Source organism: Halomonas sp. I1, assembly GCF_032334135.1.
In the GTDB taxonomy this organism is placed as follows: Bacteria; Pseudomonadota; Gammaproteobacteria; order Pseudomonadales; family Halomonadaceae; genus Halomonas.
The window spans coordinates 95,474-112,874 of sequence record NZ_JAVXUS010000011.1; the positions used below are offsets into that span (position 1 = coordinate 95,474).

General features: G+C 58.0%; 17 protein-coding genes. 9 read left to right on the forward strand and 8 right to left on the reverse strand.

The window, feature by feature from the left end:
* Positions 1 to 3 precede the first annotated feature (3 nt).
* Positions 4 to 597 (reverse strand): gamma subclass chorismate mutase AroQ, encoded by a 594-nt coding sequence (gene aroQ, locus RSO41_RS12555; RefSeq protein ID WP_315619471.1) that lies wholly within the window; start codon positions 595 to 597, stop codon positions 4 to 6.
* A gap of 151 nt (positions 598 to 748) precedes the next feature.
* On the opposite strand from aroQ, the gene RSO41_RS12560 reads away from it, so the two are divergent.
* From RSO41_RS12560 to RSO41_RS12595, 8 genes are all read left to right on the forward strand, one after another.
* A complete protein-coding gene (locus RSO41_RS12560; protein WP_315619472.1) occupies positions 749 to 1,234 on the forward strand; it encodes a DUF1833 family protein in 486 nt (161 codons plus the stop codon).
* Positions 1,231 to 1,644, forward strand: a complete 414-nt coding sequence (locus RSO41_RS12565) for a C40 family peptidase (RefSeq protein WP_315619473.1) — start codon at positions 1,231 to 1,233, stop codon at positions 1,642 to 1,644. Before RSO41_RS12560 ends, RSO41_RS12565 begins: the two co-directional genes overlap by 4 nt.
* Positions 1,604 to 7,576 carry a host specificity factor TipJ family phage tail protein gene (locus tag RSO41_RS12570; protein WP_315619474.1) on the forward strand — a complete coding sequence of 1,991 codons (5,973 nt, stop codon included), beginning with the start codon at positions 1,604 to 1,606 and terminating at the stop codon, positions 7,574 to 7,576. Before RSO41_RS12565 ends, RSO41_RS12570 begins: the two co-directional genes overlap by 41 nt.
* Positions 7,573 to 7,971 carry a hypothetical protein gene (locus tag RSO41_RS12575; RefSeq protein ID WP_315619475.1) on the forward strand — a complete coding sequence of 133 codons (399 nt, stop codon included), beginning with the start codon at positions 7,573 to 7,575 and terminating at the stop codon, positions 7,969 to 7,971. Before RSO41_RS12570 ends, RSO41_RS12575 begins: the two co-directional genes overlap by 4 nt.
* Positions 7,964 to 8,341 (forward strand): hypothetical protein, encoded by a 378-nt coding sequence (locus tag RSO41_RS12580; RefSeq protein ID WP_315619476.1) that lies wholly within the window; start codon positions 7,964 to 7,966, stop codon positions 8,339 to 8,341. The genes RSO41_RS12575 and RSO41_RS12580 overlap by 8 nt, the downstream gene beginning before the upstream one ends.
* Positions 8,342 to 9,280, forward strand: coding sequence for a hypothetical protein (locus RSO41_RS12585; protein WP_315619477.1), 939 nt, complete (start codon positions 8,342 to 8,344; stop codon positions 9,278 to 9,280).
* A gap of 81 nt (positions 9,281 to 9,361) precedes the next feature.
* Positions 9,362 to 9,994, forward strand: coding sequence for a hypothetical protein (locus RSO41_RS12590; protein ID WP_315619478.1), 633 nt, complete (start codon positions 9,362 to 9,364; stop codon positions 9,992 to 9,994).
* Between the two features lie 240 nt (positions 9,995 to 10,234).
* The gene (locus RSO41_RS12595) at positions 10,235 to 11,287 is read left to right on the forward strand and encodes a helix-hairpin-helix domain-containing protein (RefSeq protein ID WP_315619479.1); all 1,053 of its coding nucleotides are present in this window, start codon (positions 10,235 to 10,237) and stop codon (positions 11,285 to 11,287) included.
* A 200-nt stretch (positions 11,288 to 11,487) separates the two neighbouring features.
* Here RSO41_RS12595 and RSO41_RS12600 read toward each other — a convergent pair whose 3' ends face one another.
* From RSO41_RS12600 to RSO41_RS12630, 7 genes are all read right to left on the reverse strand, one after another.
* Entirely contained in the window at positions 11,488 to 11,700 is a 213-nt protein-coding gene (locus tag RSO41_RS12600; protein WP_315619480.1) for a DUF3892 domain-containing protein, read from the reverse strand.
* A 41-nt stretch (positions 11,701 to 11,741) separates the two neighbouring features.
* Positions 11,742 to 12,164: a hypothetical protein gene (locus RSO41_RS12605; RefSeq protein WP_315619481.1), complete on the reverse strand. Its 423-nt coding sequence runs from the start codon at positions 12,162 to 12,164 to the stop codon at positions 11,742 to 11,744.
* A 562-nt stretch (positions 12,165 to 12,726) separates the two neighbouring features.
* A complete protein-coding gene (locus RSO41_RS12610; RefSeq protein ID WP_315619482.1) occupies positions 12,727 to 12,957 on the reverse strand; it encodes a DUF1654 domain-containing protein in 231 nt (76 codons plus the stop codon).
* A gap of 76 nt (positions 12,958 to 13,033) precedes the next feature.
* Positions 13,034 to 13,678 carry a hypothetical protein gene (locus tag RSO41_RS12615; RefSeq protein ID WP_315619483.1) on the reverse strand — a complete coding sequence of 215 codons (645 nt, stop codon included), beginning with the start codon at positions 13,676 to 13,678 and terminating at the stop codon, positions 13,034 to 13,036.
* Positions 13,679 to 13,718: 40 nt separating this feature from the next.
* Positions 13,719 to 13,967 (reverse strand): hypothetical protein, encoded by a 249-nt coding sequence (locus RSO41_RS12620; protein WP_315619484.1) that lies wholly within the window; start codon positions 13,965 to 13,967, stop codon positions 13,719 to 13,721.
* 28 nt (positions 13,968 to 13,995) lie between these two features.
* Positions 13,996 to 14,901 carry a tyrosine-type recombinase/integrase gene (locus RSO41_RS12625; protein WP_315619485.1) on the reverse strand — a complete coding sequence of 302 codons (906 nt, stop codon included), beginning with the start codon at positions 14,899 to 14,901 and terminating at the stop codon, positions 13,996 to 13,998.
* Between the two features lie 3 nt (positions 14,902 to 14,904).
* Complete coding sequence (locus RSO41_RS12630) at positions 14,905 to 15,513, reverse strand: hypothetical protein (RefSeq protein ID WP_315619486.1); 609 nt, start codon at positions 15,511 to 15,513, stop codon at positions 14,905 to 14,907.
* Between the two features lie 897 nt (positions 15,514 to 16,410).
* On the opposite strand from RSO41_RS12630, the gene RSO41_RS12635 reads away from it, so the two are divergent.
* Positions 16,411 to 17,196 (forward strand): hypothetical protein, encoded by a 786-nt coding sequence (locus tag RSO41_RS12635; protein WP_315619487.1) that lies wholly within the window; start codon positions 16,411 to 16,413, stop codon positions 17,194 to 17,196.
* Positions 17,197 to 17,401: the final 205 nt, after the last annotated feature.

Consider the following 17,401-nt stretch of genomic DNA (forward strand, 5'->3'; position numbering starts at 1 on the left):
GAGCTACTCATCGCGCAGAGACGACAGCGCTATCTCCAGGGCTTCGGCATACTCGTTATTCGCCACAGCTCTGGCTGCACTTTCCTCGAGATACTGCTGTGCTGCTGATTCGCTTTCAAACGCCTGGAATTCGTATAGGGACTGGATCAATTGAGGAGTCAAAGTATCCAGCTGAGGGCGGATGTCATTGGCCAGGCTCGGCGGACTATCGAAGGGTGGTTGCGATTCCTTCTGCCACTGCTGATGCAGCTGATTCTGGACCGCCTTGCTAGCATCGAATTGGTCTTGGAAGAAGGCGCGCGCCAATTGTTGGTCAACTCCCTGGCGCTGCGCCTCTACCACCACTCGTTTAAGAATCTGTGCCTCACGCTCTGGCACGTTGATCGGCGCCTCGGAGTTCCATTTGGCCATGGCCACATCGGGAGCAATGGACAGACGTTCCTCTACCTGTGCAATCAGTCCGTCCACAGTCTCCCGGGCCTCATCGGAGACTTGCCGATCTGCTGCCACGGCGAAACCGCTGATAAGCAGCCCTGCTGCAATCCAGCCCAAGCGATGAAGCCGCAAACGTCCGGCTCCCAGTAAAACTCGATTCATGGCTTGTCTTCCTTGTGGTCTTCGGGATGTTTCAAGCGCCCAGTCCGAACCGATCATCTGTCATCACTGTGCTCCCTGCAACAAGATGACCCCGATCTGAACACCTATCCATGCCCCGCCTCGAGCGGGGCTTCTTGTTTCTGGAGCCCCTATGTCTATCCGTCAGATCAGCGCCGAGGGGCTGCGTGACATGTTCGCGCAGAACACCGATGCGGCGGTTTTCGCTCTGTTGACGTTCACCCATCCCAGTCTGTCGACGCCGGAGCGGATCGCGAACAACACCGAGGCCATCACCTACGACGGCCATGAGTACATGGGATTCCCCTTCGAGTTCACACCACCCCCAGAGGAGGAGGACCGGGAAGCCGTGGCCACGGTGAAGGTCAGCAATGTGGACCGTCGTCTCGCTGAGATTTTGCGCCGGATTCAGGGCCTGGCCGGCGTCGACATCCAGGCCGTGCGCTGGAAGGGCGGCACCGTCACCCGCGAGATGCACATCCCGGGCATGTACCTGATGAGCGCCGACATCAACGTCGAGACCGCGTCGCTTCAGATCTCGCACGCGTTCGACATCCTCAACGAGCCGGCGACGCAGGACATCCTCAACCCCGGTACCGCGCCGGGGCTGTTCCGGTGATCGACGTCAGCGAGTACATCGGCCTGCCGTTCGCCCCCGGCGGCCGGGGCCCGCGCTACGACTGCTGGGGCATTGTGCGCCGCGTCTACGCCGACCACCTCGGCATCGAGCTTCCGCTGCACACCGGCTACGCCGACACGCTGACCGACGACACGTCGCGCCTGATGGTCGCTGGCCGGGCTGATTGGCGTGAGGTCGCCGACCCCGAGCCCTACGACGTGGTGATGTTCAACGTCGACGGCCGCCCCAACCACATCGGGCTCGTCATCGGCGACGGCTGGATGCTGCACGCCACCCGACATAAAGACGCCTGCATCGAGCGTTACCGCGGCATTTATTCGCAAGACCGAATCGAGGGATTTTACCGCTATGACCACGATTGTCGCCCGCCCGAGCCCGGTTCGCTCTGACCTCTACACCGCCGAAATTCCTGACGGCACCAGTCTGTCCACTGTGCTGGGTGATGTGCCGGAGAGCGTGCGGGCGCAGATCGACGGCGTGGTGATTCCGCGCGAGCGCTGGTCAGATCCGCTGCCCGCCGATGCGCAGGTGCTGATTACCGCCACCCCCGAGGATGATGGTATCGGGCGCGCCCTGGCGATGGTGGCCGTTGCTGTAGTGGCGGCATATACCGGCGGCGCGGCTGCTAGCGCGGCAGGGTTTGTTCAGGGCTCTGCTGCTACCGGCACGGCCTACGCCGCTACATCGGCTGCGGTGTCCGCCGCCGTCACCATGGCTGGCTCTTTGGCCGTCAACGCGCTGATCCCGCCGGAGATGCCGAGCCAGAACAACCCTGGCAGTGCGACGGTGCGCAAATCGATCACCGGCACCCGCAACCAGATCGACAAATATGGCGTCGTGCCGCGCGTCTACGGCAACCCGCGCTGGTATCCGAAGCTGGCTGCCAACCCGGTGACTGAGATCGCTGGCAACGACCAGTACATGCGCATGCTGCTGGTGCTGGGCTATGGGCCGCTGGAGATCGCCGGCAACCGCGTGGGCGCTGGTCATAGCGTGCTCAAGAACGCCAGCGTCGGTGATGCGATCACGATCGGCGAGACCAATCTCGACGAGTATGAAGATGTCGAGTGGGAGATCGGCACACCCGACCAGCTCAGCCTGATGTCCCCGGACATTGCCGAGGAACAGGTCGGCGTCGCGCTCAACCAGACCGGTGACGTCATTGAGCACCAGTGGGTGCCCGACGACGTGCCGCCCGTGGTGCGTACCACGGCGCCGAACACGCGCGAAATCAGTATGGATCTCACGTTCCCGATGGGATTGTGGGTGACCACTGACACAGGCGATACGCGCGGCTGCCGCGTCCGCTACTCGATCCGCTATCGCGAGAGTGGGACGTCGACGTGGACGACGCTCGACGACAACTGGGTCATCAAAGACCATACCAAGGAGACGAAGCGGGTCAATCGCCGCTGGAACGTGCCGGCCGGGCAGTACGATGTCGAGCTGACCCGCGTGGCCACGTACCTGCGTGACGACAACTCCCCGCAGACCGACAGCACCTGGGCCGTGCTGCGCTCGGTGCAAGAAGGTCCGGCGTACACTGGCAACCATGTGCTGCTGGCCCTGCGCATCCGCGCCACGGACCAGCTCAACGGCGTGATTGATCAGCTCCGCATCCGCACTCAGGCCGTGCTCCGTGTGTGGAACGGCTCGGCCTGGGTGATGGAGGCCACCAACAACCCCGGCTGGGCCTACATCGACTCAATGACCGGGCAGCAGGTGGGCAACCCGATCAGCGACGAGCGCCTGCACCTCGAGGACATCGCCAACTGGGCGGCGTTCTGCGACAGCCAGGGGCTCGAGTACCATCACGTTCACGACGGCGACGAGACCGTGCTGGACCGCGCGCGCTCGATTGCCGCCGGTGGCCAGGGCTCGTTCGCGTTCCGTGACGGCCGGTTCGGCATCGTGTTCGACGACCCGAATACGCCGATCGTGCAGGCCATCACGCCGCGCAACGCCAGCGGGTTCAGCTCGAGCATTCAATACAAAGACCTGCCGCACGCCATCCGCGTCAAATACGTGGATCCGAACACCTGGTCCGACGCCGAGCGCATCGTCTACCGGGACGGGTACGACGAGACCAACGCCACGCGCTTCGAGGATTTCCAGCTCCAGGGCGTGGCGTCCGCTGACGAGGCCTGGCACCACGGCAATTACCACCTGCGCCAAGCGATTCTGCGACCCGAGACGTTCCAGGCGTCCATGGACTGGGAGAACCTGGCGATCGTTCGCGGCAACCGCGTGCTGTACCAGTACGACGCCATTCTCGTCGGCCTGGGTAGCGCCCGGGTGAAATCCGTCAGCGGCACGACCATCGTGCTCGACGAGCGTCTGGAGTACACCGAGCAGCGGGCCTATGGCGTGTCCGTGCGCGGGGTCGATGACGCCCAGGGCCGTGCCAAACTGATCGCGACGCAGGTCACCGGCGCCGAAATCGGCGAGACCGATACGTTTACGACCGTCGATAGCATCGACGTTGAGCCGGGCGACCTGGTGATCTACGGCGTGATGGGCCAAGAGTCTATCGATGCCAAGGTCTCGAAAATCCAGCCGAATCAAGACTTCGGCGCCGACCTGACACTCGTCAATGCCGCCCCGGACATCTACGACTACAGCTCGGCACCGATTTTTGACCCGGGCATCACCAACCCGATTCCGCCCGACCGTATCCGTCCGCCGATCCCGCAGATCACGTCAGTGCGCGGCGACGAGACGGCGACGCACCGCAACAACGACGGCTCGTTTACGACGCTGATCCGGGTAGCGTATGCGTTCAACACCCAGGTCGGGCTGCCGAATCTGCGCGTCGAGGCGCGCTATCGCATCGTCGGCGAGGATGCCTGGGAGCACGTCGGGCCGTTTACCGCATCCGGCAATCTGACGCTCCGCGATGTCGATGAGCTGGAGGACTACGAGATCCAGCTCCGGGCCACGAATGGGTCGATGGCATCGGTGTGGTCGCAGACCGCGACGCTGACCGTGACCGGCCAAGCCGTACAGACGCCGGCGACTATCGAGGTGCGACGTGGGACGTTCTCGCTGGCCCTGATCCCCGAAGGGCTGTACAGCGGCGCTCAGTTCGAGTTTTTCCGCTCGTCGGCACCGCTCGCCCTGGGTGATGTCGAGACCAGCGCGCAGCGTCTGAGCATCGGCACGACCCTGGTCGATACCGACCTGATGCCGGACACGACGTACTACTACTACGTCCGGCAGTGGACCGCGTCCCGGGTGTCCGAGTTTGCGGTTGTCGAGGCGACGACGAAAAACGACCCGGCCGCTGTCATCAGCAATATCAGCGGCGAGATTGGCCGGACCGAGGTCGATGATGAATTGCGCTCCGAGCTCGACCAGATCAGCACAAACTCGGGCGCGATTGCCGATGTGCAGGGCCGCGCCGATCAGATTCGCAGCGACCTGACAACCGAGGTCGGTCGCCTCGACGGGCGAGCTGACCAGATTCGCGATGATCTGACAGATGCCGAGGGGCGGCTCGGAACGATCGAGGACAGCGTCGGCGACATCGAAACCAACATCGGTGATGCCGTTGACCGGATCACCAGCGTCGAGACGCTGGCGGAATCGAATGAGGGTGCTGTCAACAATCTGGCCCTGGACGTCTCTACGCTCGAGGAACGCACCGACGATGCCGAGGCGTCGATCATCGAGACGCAGCGGATCGACGAGCTGAACGGCATTCTCGAGGCTGTCACGTCGTCGGTGTCATCGGTGCAGAATGCCGTCGGCAGTGCATCCCAGTCAGTCGAGACGATCAATCGCATCAGCAAGGACGGCGTGCTGCTCCAGCGTCAGGAATTGCTGGAGGGTGAATTCGAGGACGCCGACGGTCGGATCAACGACATCGTTAATCTCACGCTGTCGCCCGGCTCTGCCCTGCTGACGCGGTTCGGCCAGATCGAAGGGAGTGTCGATGACGTAAACGGGCGCGTGACGAACGTCGAGAACCTCGACATCTCGGCCGATTCTGCGCTGATCACCCGACTGAACGAGCTCGAGGGCGAGGCGGGCAATGCAAGCGGCCTCGCGCAGGACATTATCGACCTCAACCTCGGCCAGAATACGGCGATCATCAACCGGTTTGAGAGCATAGAGGGCAGCGTCGGCGATGTGTCCGGCGCCGTACAGGACGTCGTAAACCTCGACATCTCGCCATCGTCAGCGCTGATTGGTCGATTCGAAACCATCGAGGGCACGGTCAACGACCCTGATACAGGCGTGGCGGCGGCGCATGCGGCTGCGCGTGACATTCGGCAGATGAATCTGTCGTCGTCTACAGCGTTGGTCAGCCGATTCGAGACTATCGAGGGCAGTGTCAGCAACGTCCAAGGCTCGATTCAGGACATCCAGAACCTCGACATCTCGCCAGATTCCGCGCTGATCGAGCGGTTTAGCACCCTCGAGGGTACGGTCAATGACCCGGATACGGGTGTCGCCGCCGCGCATGCCGTCGCCAAGGACATCCGCCAGCTCAATTTGTCGTCTGCCACAGCGCTGATCAGTCGCTTTGAGACTATTGAAGGGGACGTCAGCAATGCGCAGGGCTCGATACAGGACATTCGGAATCTGGATCTCGCTACAGACTCTGCACTGATTCAGCGATTCCAGTCGGTCGAGGGCAACGTGAGCAACGTCGACGGCCGCGTTGACGATGTCATTAACCTGGATCTCTCGTCGTCGTCTGCATTGATCGACAGGTTCGAGACCGTCGAGGGCAGCGTTGGCGGAGTAAATGGCCGCGTTGATGATGTTGTGTCGCTGAATTTCAGCGAGGGCGAGAACTATCTCGTTCAGCGTTTCGAGAACATCGAGGCAGCTACAGCCGACGGGTTGAGCACTGTTCGGTCTGAGATGCGGGCCGAACTTGATAATCAATCGTTGATTGCCGATGGCTCTTTCAGCACCGGTGATGGGTCGCTGTGGAATAACACCAGCCACGCCAACATTGTTGATGCATCAAGCGGGACGAGTCCGGTATTCGCTAACGCCCCGGCGAGCTATTTCGCGCAGTTCCAGAATCATACATCGGGGACGAATCGTCATGTGACAGGGCCCTTCCGGCCCGCAGCCCCTGGCGATATTTATACCGTCAAGATGGACTATTCGTCTCGACTGAGCCCCGACGGTGATTTGCGTCTATCGGTCCAGTGGCATTCCGCCGACGGCTCGCTAGTTTCGTGGGACACAGTTCAGGTTGTCGATATATCAACACACCCGGACGGTGAGTGGGCGACTACCAAGCCGACACAAATGACCGTGCCGGCGGGTGCCACGTCGGGCCGCATCGTCGTCTCTGCACGCAACACGACGCAGGGCAATCCAGTTTTCACCAACGTCACAGCATCGCGTTCTGACGCCGCAATGGCGGAGCGCATCGATACCGTGCAGGTTCAGCTCGGCGAAGATATTGCCGGGGTGGAGCAACAAGCGCAAGCCGACATCGACGAGCAGGCAAACCGCATCAATGCAATGTGGTCGCTCAAGGTGCAAGCGAATGACCGGATCGCCGGGATGGTCCTTGGCAATGATGGACGAGAGGCCGTGCTTGGCTTCATGGCCGACCGACTCTACATTGCCGATCCGGATGATCCCGACAACGCCGATCTCGGGTTTATCTATGACAACGGGCAACTGCTGCTGCGCGAAGCACTGATCGCGTCGCTGACGTTCGGCAAACTCACTGACTCGAGCGGCAATTTCATCGTCGATAACCAAGGCCGACTCAAGGCTCAGTATATCGATGTCGATAACCTGAATGTCGACTGGGCGAATATCCAGAACGTCAATATAACTAACGGCGATATTCAGAATGCGTCTATCGGTTGGGCAAAGCTTGCGTTCGCATCAATTGGTCGGGCTCGCATTAACGACCTGGCGGTCAGTACAGTAAAGATCGCTGACCAGGCGGTCATCATCCCAGTATCGCGATTCACAGCGGCAAGGGGGCTCGTTCCCATGAGCACTTGGGGCACTCTCCAGACCGCGACTGTCAACCCTCAGGGCGCCCGAGTCGAGGTGATGTTTCACTGGTTATGGGAAGCGAGAGATAATGCCCAAGCAGACAGCGACAAAGTTTATGATCTACTCTCTAATTTGCAATATCGACTTACTCGAAACGGCAGTATTATAGCGAGCGGTGTTCTTGATAAAGCTAGCCTTGGGATTTGCTCGTTTCCGTGGCTCACTGGGCCATTAAACGGCAACCAGACATTTCGCCTTGAGGTTAAAGGCGGCGTTACGAGTGGCACCCGTCACTTTATTATGAATCGATATATTGGACTCAAGGCAGTGCGCAAATGACAGATCGCATACGCGAGATCACTATCGCTATCTATCAAGAAGGATCGCCGGAGATTCTTTCGACCTGCCAGTGCGGTGAGAATCAGGCAGATATGCAGTGCGACGACGGCGAGTCGTGGGTAGAAGTCGATGAGAGCGTTTCAGATGACACGCATTACATCGACCCTGAGCAACGCGTAGCCGTGGCCCGCTCTGTATTCGACCCGCAGCACAGCGTCGACGACCTGGTCGTGCACTTCACCGGGCTGCCGGCAGGCGCTGTCATTGGCGCGATGGGGCAGGAACTGATCGCGGATGGTGATGACGAGGTCGAGTTCGACGTGCCCGGCACATATCGCATCGCACTGTCGCATCCGCATCATCTCGACGAAACGCTGGAGGTGACCGTTGGGTAAGCTCTCTATTCGTCGTCACGCCGACCGCGACGCCGCCGAGGCGCACTACCTCGACGCCGTGGACCGAGCCGCACCCGGCGTCCCTCCATTGATCGCCGCCCGGCGCGAGGCCAAATGGCAGGAGGCCCTATCCGGGGGCGGCCCGATCCTCGCGGCCGAGGCAGACGCCCTGGGCTGCTCGCTGCAATCCGTCATCGACAGCGTGACCGCCGCCCGGAGCGGGTGGTGCGAATCGGAGTCAGCGCGAGAGGCCGCCCGTATCCGCGCCAAGACGCGCATCCGGCACGCCGACACACCAGCGGACATGCACCGCGCTTACACAGACTACCAAGCCGCCCTCGAGGCGGCTTTTTCATGCGAGGAACGATAAATGGCTACCGAAGAACAGGCAGATGCAGCGCGTCAGGCGCTGCTCGAGCAGTTTGTGACTCTGGAGCAGCGCGCGCGTGATCTCGTCAAGATCCTGACGGGAGGAATTGATGTCGGACAGTCCGGAACGCTGGGCGATTTAGCGCTACTGAGCACCCTGTCGAGTGCGCCTGTGGGGGATGTGCAGGCGTTCAGAGACGCCATCAATTTCGGTGGCGCGGCTCTCGTCGAGATGCGGGAATATGGTTTGGGGTCTATCGCATTGCCCGATTACCCTCTGTCAGACATGGAGATGGACCCGAGGTCTGTTGCATCTGGCCTGTATCGAGCAGGTGTCAATGTGTCTAACCGCCCTGGTTCTGTAGGCACAGTAGAGGTGCGGCGCTTTAACTCTGAGAATGTGGATTTGGTCTATGTTCAGACCGTCGGCGGTCTCACGTTATCCCGGTCATATTCGGCGGATGGCTGGCGTGACGACTGGGATGCATACTGGACCCAGAAGAACACAACTATCGATTCTAATGGTTTCATTAAAGAAGCTAGCCCGATATTCCGCCTCGCCAACCTACCATCCACATCCCGGGGGGCTGGATTTGCGGACGCCGGCGCTGGCATGGCGAATGCCGAGGCCCAGGGTGTCTCGGCCGAGCATATCGAAACAGGTGTGTACCGCGTGACCGGCTCGCTCGGACTGGCAACCGATGGCTGGCAGATCGAACTGCCGCAGGACCCCGGCACAGGCCAGCACCTGATCATGGCGCAGACGTCGTGGGACGCCGAGGCTGGGGTGCTGACGGTGCGCACGTTCAATCGTCAGTTCGACATCAATACGGCATCGATCGTGCCCGGCGACCCTACCGACATCCCCGACGGCCGCTGGCTCGACCTGCGCCTCGAGATGCCCGAACCAGAAAACCCCGAAGAGGAGACGACCCCGTGAGCAACTATCCCGACATCGATAGTTTTGGCGAGGGCGCGATTAGTATAAGCTGGGTACATATTTTCTCATCAAGGTTCTTCCATGTATAAATATTTGTCTGAAAAATATTTCCAGGAAATCATGGATTACGGAAGTATAAAGATTGGAACTCTTTATGACTTCCGGCGACAGGAACACCTTGATGGAATACGCGATGAGGAGGAGGGGGTTAAGGAGTTGTTTAAAAACTATGATGGAAAGCACACCATAGAAGGCGGCCCATCAGGAAGAGATCTTATGGGGGCTATTTCTGTTGGTGCGGGAGCAACTCTAGCGTTTGAAGATGTTAGTCTGGTCAATAAAGTGTCGTCTCCAGACCTTTTTGTTTTCTGTTTAAGTAGTAGGTGCTCAAAAGATGTTATGTCGGAATTTGATGGGGCTGAGAAGTGCTATGAAGTGGTAAATGTCAGAAACTTTTTTAAGAGGATTACTGCTTCTCTTGGAACGGTGGTTCCTGTTAGATTTAGGGGAGTTTTCCCATGTAAATATGGGCTCAGGAGGGAGGAATGGAATGGGGTTGACTATGGTCTTGATCCAGCTCTGATGAAGGGGCCAGATTATTCTGGTCAGTTTGAGGTTAGAGCGATTTGGGAGCCAAGGGTTGAAGCTGAAATTGAACCTCAAATTTTTGAAGCAAGATCGCTGAGAAAATATGTGAAAGAAGTGTATGTATAGGCCGCTTTGATGTCAGAGGGAAGAATTGATGCTGGTAGTGAAGTGCGTGGTGTTTTACAGATTCTCAGCTTATATTGGGTCGGGCCAGACCTCGGGAGAGGCCCATAGCAATCTTGGCACCCGCCTCAAACAATCCTGATGCCGACGGATGCCTCGAGACCATGCTTGCAGGACGGCATGTCGCGTCCTACCTTGCTTCTCGCTACCATGGCTACGCCATCAACCGGCCATGAGGGATCAATGAACAGGGGAATTACTGCCACAGCGATTGCCATCGCGCTGGGCCTGCCGGCGACAGCCGCGGCGAACATGACGATCGGAACCTGGAACCTCGAGCACCTTGGATGGGATAACGGCAAGAGGCTAGATGATGTCGCTCATATAGCAAAGGGCGGGGATCTCTGGGCTCTGACAGAGGTTATGGACGAGGCTGCTGTATCGCAGCTTGAGAGCGAGCTCGAGGCCCAGACGGGAGAGAGCTGGTCGTCGATGACCTCGCATGAAGTGGGCCGCTCATCGTACCAGGAGAGCTACAGCTACCTCTGGCGCGACAGCGAAGTGGAGTACACTCAGGGCGCCATCGTCTATATGGACCCCGGCGACGAGTTCGCTCGCGAGCCGTACCTGGCCGAGTTCCGCGATGTCGAGACGGGCGATACCGTAGCAATAGCGGCGGTGCACATCCTCTACGGGGATAGTCGCGCAGATCGAACGCCGGAGGTTCGGAAGCTCGCCGAAATCTGGGACTGGATGAGGGAGGTCTACCCTGATTCGGCTCGTATCATTGCCGGCGATTTCAACCTCGAGCCGGGTCATGAAGCATGGCGGTTGCTGCGCGACGAGGGTGCGTCCCCGGCAATCACGTCAGGTGCGACGACGCTCAGCTCGACTGACGGCGAGTATGCGAATCTCTACGACAACCTGTGGTTCGACCAGGATGCTCTCGACTTTACCGGCAGCGGCATCGTGCGGTTCCCTGAGCTACTAAATCTCACGCATGAGCAGGCCCGCGACGTTGTCTCGGACCATGCCCCTGTCTATATCGGTGTTGGCGATGTCGGCATCGTTGATCTGGATGAAACGACCAGCACGGACTCCGGCCCTCGGTGCATCAACATCAATGAGGCGGTCGTCAGCCGGCTGGACGAGCTGCCCCAGGTCGGGCCGGCCAGGGCAGAGGACATCATCGACGCACGGCCGTACGAGGCCATTGATGGTCTGACCCGAGTTGATGGGCTCGGTCCGGCGCGCGTCGAGGACATCGAGGATAGCGGGATGGTGTGCAGCCTGTAGATCCGTGAAGGCGTGACAGCGATCTCGTACACGCCGAACCGTGTATATCGCACAGCAGCCCGCCAAAGGCGGGCTATGCTCAGGGTGTGACGCCTACGCTACGCGGCCTGTTGCCCATCCAGGTCGCCGCCATGGACGGCAAGTCGCGTCACAATCCAGTCTTTTCAGGGGTCGGGGGCGTTTTCCTGACAAAACAAGGCTTACTTTTTTCGGTTTACATTGTCCTTTTTGGAGGTGTCGGGATTGTCACGCACATACTCTCGGCCATTTATTTTCACAACATGAGCATCAGGGTGCATACCTCTTTTAACTTCTCTGACAGCATCAGGGCGCCTTACATTTTTTCTGTTTCCAATATCGTAAGTGTCGTTTCGACCGCCTTTGCCGTCATGGTTGCCAATAATTTTTGTCATTTCCACCTCGATTTTTAATGGTTTTTATAGCACTAATGGCTTTATGGGCATATTTGTATGCCTGCCACAGAAATTATTGCCGTTAGTAGGCCTAATAAAGTAAAGCTGGAAGCCAGTTTCAAGAAGGTTATTTTCCTGTTTAATGTGTCTTTTTTGTGTGTTTTTACTTCCTCTGGTATTCTTATATCAATTTTTTTCTCTTTGGGGTAGATGCCCAGAAGGGCAATGGTTAATGCGGTAAAGAAAAAAGTTAGTAGAATTGTTCTTGCGACAGGCCCGATGCTTGAGTCATGTAAGAATGCCGCGCTACCACCCAGCAGGGCTGTATTTAAGGTTATGAGAAGTCTCAGTACATCGTTAGCAGTTGATATATTGGACTTTATAGTTTCATACCCCCATTGCCGATAGAATCTTTCATCTTCGGTTGGGGGTCTGGCTGTTCCTTTTGCTGGATCTTTATTCATTGTTTTGAACTGTAATCATATTCATTTCTTCGCAATGCGGGCAGTCCACTGCATAGGTGGGAGGCCTAGGAGTGTCATCGTCAAGCACATAATGACGAGCGCCTTCCGTTTCAAATGAAGCGTCTTTTCCACACTTTGGACATGTATATTGCACTTCAGACATAGTTGTTCCCTCCACTGCGTCTCTACCGCGTTTAGGCCCTTCCTCTCACATTGTAGCTGTATGCATCGGACTGCGATTCTTCATTCTTCAACGCAGGCGTTACTTCAGGGCACCCGCCTCACGAACCCTCCCTTTGTTCCAGCATCGGGAGATGCCCAGCGCCACACCCCATCCACAATACCGTATCGCCGCTCGAGCATGCAGACCAGCGAACCCTCGACGGCCCAATCGCTCGGGCTGTAATCACTCAACTCACACCGCCCACTGTACAGCCATCCCCGGCGGATGACGTGATACTCGATGAGGGCGCGGCGTGGGGCCGCCGAGCGCTTCAGGCCTATCCAGCCCTTGCGCTCGAGCCGCTTCCGCCATTGGGTGATCTGGTACAGCGTGGCCACGTCACGCCTCGGCCGGCACCCAGCTGACGAGCCAGCCCTCGTCGGTGCGCGTCACATCGACATTCTCGTTCTCGCTGATCTCATCGATCAGCCGATCCCAGTCGTCGGGGCTGTCCCCGTCCTCCGGCTGCAGGTGGACCTGCCGCTGCTCGCGGCGGTTTGCTGCCATGATCTCGGTCTGGATGCGCTGGCCGAGCAGTTCGTATGAGGTAGGGCGGTGCTTCTTCGCCATAGTGGGGGCTCCCTGTCGATAGCTGTGTATATATACAGTATCAACAGGGAAGGCGGGGATGGCAAATGGTGGGTGGTCAGTCGCTATGCTTATTCCGTCGATCGCGCTCTTCTCGAGCACTGACGAAGATGCGGCGGTACTCATCATCACTCAGCGCGTGATACCAAGCCCGCTGCCTTCGCAGGTGTTCAGCGTGTGCGTCGGGGTCTGAGCGGATCCGTTCAAGTCGGCGCTGCTCCGTTTGCTGGGCTCGCATGCGGTATTTGCCGCGCAGCTCAGGGTTTGCAAGCTGTCGCTCGCGCCAGTCGCGGACGGCTTGGCGCCGAGTCTCGCGAACTGACTCGGCAAGCTTGGAGTCAGCGGCCATGGCGTCATCGAGGCGTCGCAGGTAATCGGCGCGTTTCGCTTTGAAGTCGTTGGTGTCCTTGACCTGGTCGTACCGCTCTCGCTCTCGGCGAGCCGCACGAATCGAGCGGCATCCTTTTGAGCATGTTTTCGCCGGCATCCGGCCCTTGTAGGGGATGATCGTTCCGCACTCTTCGCAGGGCGATCCCAGGCACCAGGGGCAGGCCTTCGGCCCGCGATATGACGGCTTCGTGATCGCTCGGGGATAGCTTCCCTCTCGCCCGCAGTCGCAGCGGCATTGCAATTGCGCGCCGCCGTGATCGGCGATGACCGTCAGCTTTTCGAAGGTCTGGCCTGTGCGGTCAGTTTTCGACATTGCTACACCAATGTCACAAGGTTGCCGGCATACATAATGGTCAGTCCGGTGACGAGGCCTTCTCGATCTCGTCGGCGAGCTCCAGGGCAGCACTTCCGCGCCGGCGTAGTAGTTCGGCGATGTCGCCCCATACTCCGTGCGGAATGGAACGATCACCGCTCATCCACTGGCGCACGCGACGGGAGTCTCCGATGCCCAGTTCGCGAGCGATGTCTGTCTGCCAGCGGTCTCCGAACAGGGCCTGTCCAGCTCGGGCGAGTGCATCGGGACCGAGGTCGTCGGGAGTCATATTAATCTCCGGGTCAAATGGCGACAGTCTACAACCTCAGCTGCCGCCAGTCGCCAGCCGACAGTCCGCGATCATCGTTGTACTGGTCGGTCATATGCTGCCGCTTGTGGCCCAGCAGCGTCATGGTGTCGATACCTTGGGCGCGATACAGACGCTCCGAGAGTGAGCGAATCTCATGCAATGTCGGGGGCGTTCGCGGCGACCAATCGGCATCAGGCAAGGCAGCCTGCCGAGCTTCGGCAAAACGCATCGAGAGCGATCCGGGGTCAAGCGGTCGATCGCCGGTCTTGCGTAGCAGGTACTGCCCCGATCGTCGATAGTCCATGCAGTCCTGAATGACATCGCCGAGGGTGGCACCCAGAGCGTCCAGCCTCAGATCCAGCGGCAGGGCGATCCTCGCCCCCGTCTTGTGCTGTTCAATGCGCAGGTGGCCATCGGCGATATGATCCATCCGCATTCGTACCAGGTCACTCCGCCGCTGCCCAGTGATCAAAGCCAGCCGCAGTGCGCAGACAAACCATAGGCGGCCGCGCATCACTGCCCAGTCGTGAATGGCGAGCCATTCCTCCCACTTCAGCCGAGCACGTGCCGGCGGTGCATGCGGTGGTTTAACGGCTGCTGCAGGATTGGACGACAAGACGTCTTCGAGGACGGCGCGATAAAAGAGGGCGTCGGCCTCCAGCAGCACGCGTCGCGCCGTGACGCGGCGCCCTGAATCATGGATGTCAGCAATCATCCTGGCGATGTGTGATGGCCGGACATCGACCGCTGGCATCGCACCCAGGTGCTCAACAACGTATCGCAAGCACTGCTCTCGGTTCTGCCGTGTTTTCGCCTTGATAGCTAGGCTGTGCAGGTACTCGCGATGGACTGCCGAAAACGCCTTAACGGTGATGCGCCGCTGTCTCCAGCGGCGCAGGATCGACCAAACCATCGTTCAGATCTCGGCGAGCTGCTGATCGATTTCGGCCAGCTCCGCCACCAGCTTGGCCCGTCGAGCCTCGAGCTGTTCGCGGTTGGCAGGAGTCTCGGTGACGGTGATGGTCAAGTCCTTGTCGTCCGCGTACTCGTTGAGGGCCTTCTCGATAGCAGGGCGCGGCAGGTCCTTGATCTCGATAACGGTTCCCGGGCGAATGACGGTCTTCCAGTTCTTCATGCTGCCGCCACCGGTGGGGGCGGGACCCTCGACAACGGTAACGCCTGGGCCCAGCTTTGCGCCGGTATCACGCCCGTAGGCGCGAGCAATTTCGCGGCCAGCGAAGAAGAATGCCTGCTGGTCTTCGTAGTAGTCCGCGTCGAATCTCACCTGCGCGGTGACGAGCTCGGCGCCATCCTCCCCATCGGTACCGAACACATGGATCAGGGCCTCGCGAACGCGAGGGAGGTCGCGCGGATCGAACGTCCACCCGGAAAACTCAGAATTCCATTGACCGCCCAGGTTGTTAAACAGGTCCACGATCTCCGGGTGGTACGGGGTGTTAACCGTGACGGTCTTGGTTCCGGTGCGAGCGTGGCGGGTTTCGCTATAGCGGATGTTGGTATACATGATGTTGCCCCCTTGGCTTGGATTACCGGTCGGCCCGTGCGGCCTTACCTTGTACCTAAATATAGGTACAAAGAGGAACGACGTCAATCCTCACGTGTGTTTTTTTCGATCGCTCACGACAAAAGGCCCACCGCCGTGCGGCGCGCGTGAGACAGCGGGTCAGGTAGGGTGCTGATCGGGCAGGGGAATCGAGCCGGGTGCGGCTCTATCGTTGAGCGATCCCAAGGGAGATAGTCATAGCAATGCGTCTCACACAGTGAAGGGAGGGGCGGTTCGACACATCGACATCTCTAGGCTATGCTCTAGCCTCACCAATGCCCATAGATGCATATAAACGTACATACATAGCTACATTGGCATGCGCAGGCACACCGATGCACAGGTGAGTAGAACCAATTTGGTGACACACTGTCTATCTTGGGGATGGCATAGATATAGAGTTCTGTAATAACAAAATGGAATAACAGCGCTCTGACGGGGGATTTATGGCTGCTAAAGTCGTGAAGACATGGTTGAAAAATAGTGGCATGAAAGCCGATGACGTAAAGGTCGTTGGTGGTGGTAGTGTATACCTTACGAAACATGCTATCGAAGAGGCTGTACATCATTACAGGGACATGCCCAGCGTAAGGGCTGCCAAGCGACACATGTCGGAAAAGGCAGAGAGGCACCACAAGGAAGTGGAGCGTAGCACTTCTTAAAAAGCTTGTTGCTGTTTTCGAACTCTAGTCGATTGGTCAATTATGAAGGGAGGATGCTTTCCTCCCTTTTTATTTGGTAGGTAAAATTTTGTACGCTCTCCTTATTCTGCCCGTTTTGGTATCTGGGTATATTATTTGTCGAAGCAATCCAAGGCATGCTTGGAAATTCCAGCGCTATGAAGGACAGCGCCTTTACTTGCATGCATGCTCGTATGGTCTTGTCTCCTTAGCGATAGCATTTTTTATTTTCCTTACTCCTGTTGGAGTTTTTGTTCTCGATCTGGTGTCCAATCGATTTTCGGACGGATTGGAGGTTGTGTATAGTTCTTTGGGGAGGGAGATTGAGGAGGAGGAGAGGCTGGTTGGCTTCGCGAATTTGGCTCTGGTCACATCGTTGTCCGTTGCGACTGTTGTGATTGCTCTTGTTTGGAGCCTTTGCTGGAAAGTGGTGGAGATAAAAGACCTGTATCCAGAGGCTTGGTGCTTCAAATGGTGGGTGCCAGTCGTTGAAAAAAGTAACGCAAGGCTATGTCGCTATAAATGGTATAGGTCTTTAAATGATTACTTGGAGCGGTATAAGAGTTTTTCTCATGAAGTTAGGGGTTTGAAAGAGCTCGAAAACCTGAGAAAGTCTGTGGAGGATAGCCCTCTAGAGTTGTTTTTGTATAGGAGTTTTCTTACCAATTCGCTTATTCAGGTCTCCGTTAAAAATGATAAGGTGTATGTGGGGATAATAGTCGGGATGGGGGATCCTGACGGTGGAGAAACGTTCAAGGAAATAGCTCTCTTGCCAATCATGAGTGGTTTTAGGGATAAGGACGAGAGAGGGATGTACCTTCCTAATGACTATCCGCAGTTTTTTCACGAAAGCCCTGATAAGATGATGGATGCTATTTATATTCCACGGGAAGAGATTTATAGTTACGGGGGCTTTGATCCAGCAGTTTACGATCAAGTAAGTGGTGGTCGTAATAGTTCCTGAGCGTGGGGTTAGCAATTAGCCTCACCAGACGCCATTTCATGCCATTGGGTGCTGGCGTGGGTGTCCGCGAAGTCCCGTACAGAGCCGTCAACGGTGGGGGATTCGCCGTGACGGCACTGGATGAATCAGGGTCATCATCTAATGTAGTGGGTGCTGGTTCCAAATGGCCTTCAGTTCTTCCACCATAGTTCCTGTAATGATCACA

Coding starts and splice junctions, on each gene's coding strand:
- RSO41_RS12585 (WP_315619477.1), top strand. CDS start 8,342: ATGGCTACCGAAGAACAGGCAGATGCAGCGCGTCAGGCGCTGCTCGAG.
- RSO41_RS12595 (WP_315619479.1), top strand. CDS start 10,235: ATGAACAGGGGAATTACTGCCACAGCGATTGCCATCGCGCTGGGCCTG.
- RSO41_RS12610 (WP_315619482.1), bottom strand. CDS start 12,957: ATGGCGAAGAAGCACCGCCCTACCTCATACGAACTGCTCGGCCAGCGC.
- RSO41_RS12570 (WP_315619474.1), top strand. CDS start 1,604: ATGACCACGATTGTCGCCCGCCCGAGCCCGGTTCGCTCTGACCTCTAC.
- RSO41_RS12605 (WP_315619481.1), bottom strand. CDS start 12,164: ATGAATAAAGATCCAGCAAAAGGAACAGCCAGACCCCCAACCGAAGAT.
- RSO41_RS12590 (WP_315619478.1), top strand. CDS start 9,362: ATGTATAAATATTTGTCTGAAAAATATTTCCAGGAAATCATGGATTAC.
- RSO41_RS12625 (WP_315619485.1), bottom strand. CDS start 14,901: ATGGTTTGGTCGATCCTGCGCCGCTGGAGACAGCGGCGCATCACCGTT.
- aroQ (WP_315619471.1), bottom strand. CDS start 597: ATGAATCGAGTTTTACTGGGAGCCGGACGTTTGCGGCTTCATCGCTTG.
- RSO41_RS12575 (WP_315619475.1), top strand. CDS start 7,573: ATGACAGATCGCATACGCGAGATCACTATCGCTATCTATCAAGAAGGA.
- RSO41_RS12630 (WP_315619486.1), bottom strand. CDS start 15,513: ATGTATACCAACATCCGCTATAGCGAAACCCGCCACGCTCGCACCGGA.
- RSO41_RS12560 (WP_315619472.1), top strand. CDS start 749: ATGTCTATCCGTCAGATCAGCGCCGAGGGGCTGCGTGACATGTTCGCG.
- RSO41_RS12615 (WP_315619483.1), bottom strand. CDS start 13,678: ATGTCGAAAACTGACCGCACAGGCCAGACCTTCGAAAAGCTGACGGTC.
- RSO41_RS12600 (WP_315619480.1), bottom strand. CDS start 11,700: ATGACAAAAATTATTGGCAACCATGACGGCAAAGGCGGTCGAAACGAC.
- RSO41_RS12620 (WP_315619484.1), bottom strand. CDS start 13,967: ATGACTCCCGACGACCTCGGTCCCGATGCACTCGCCCGAGCTGGACAG.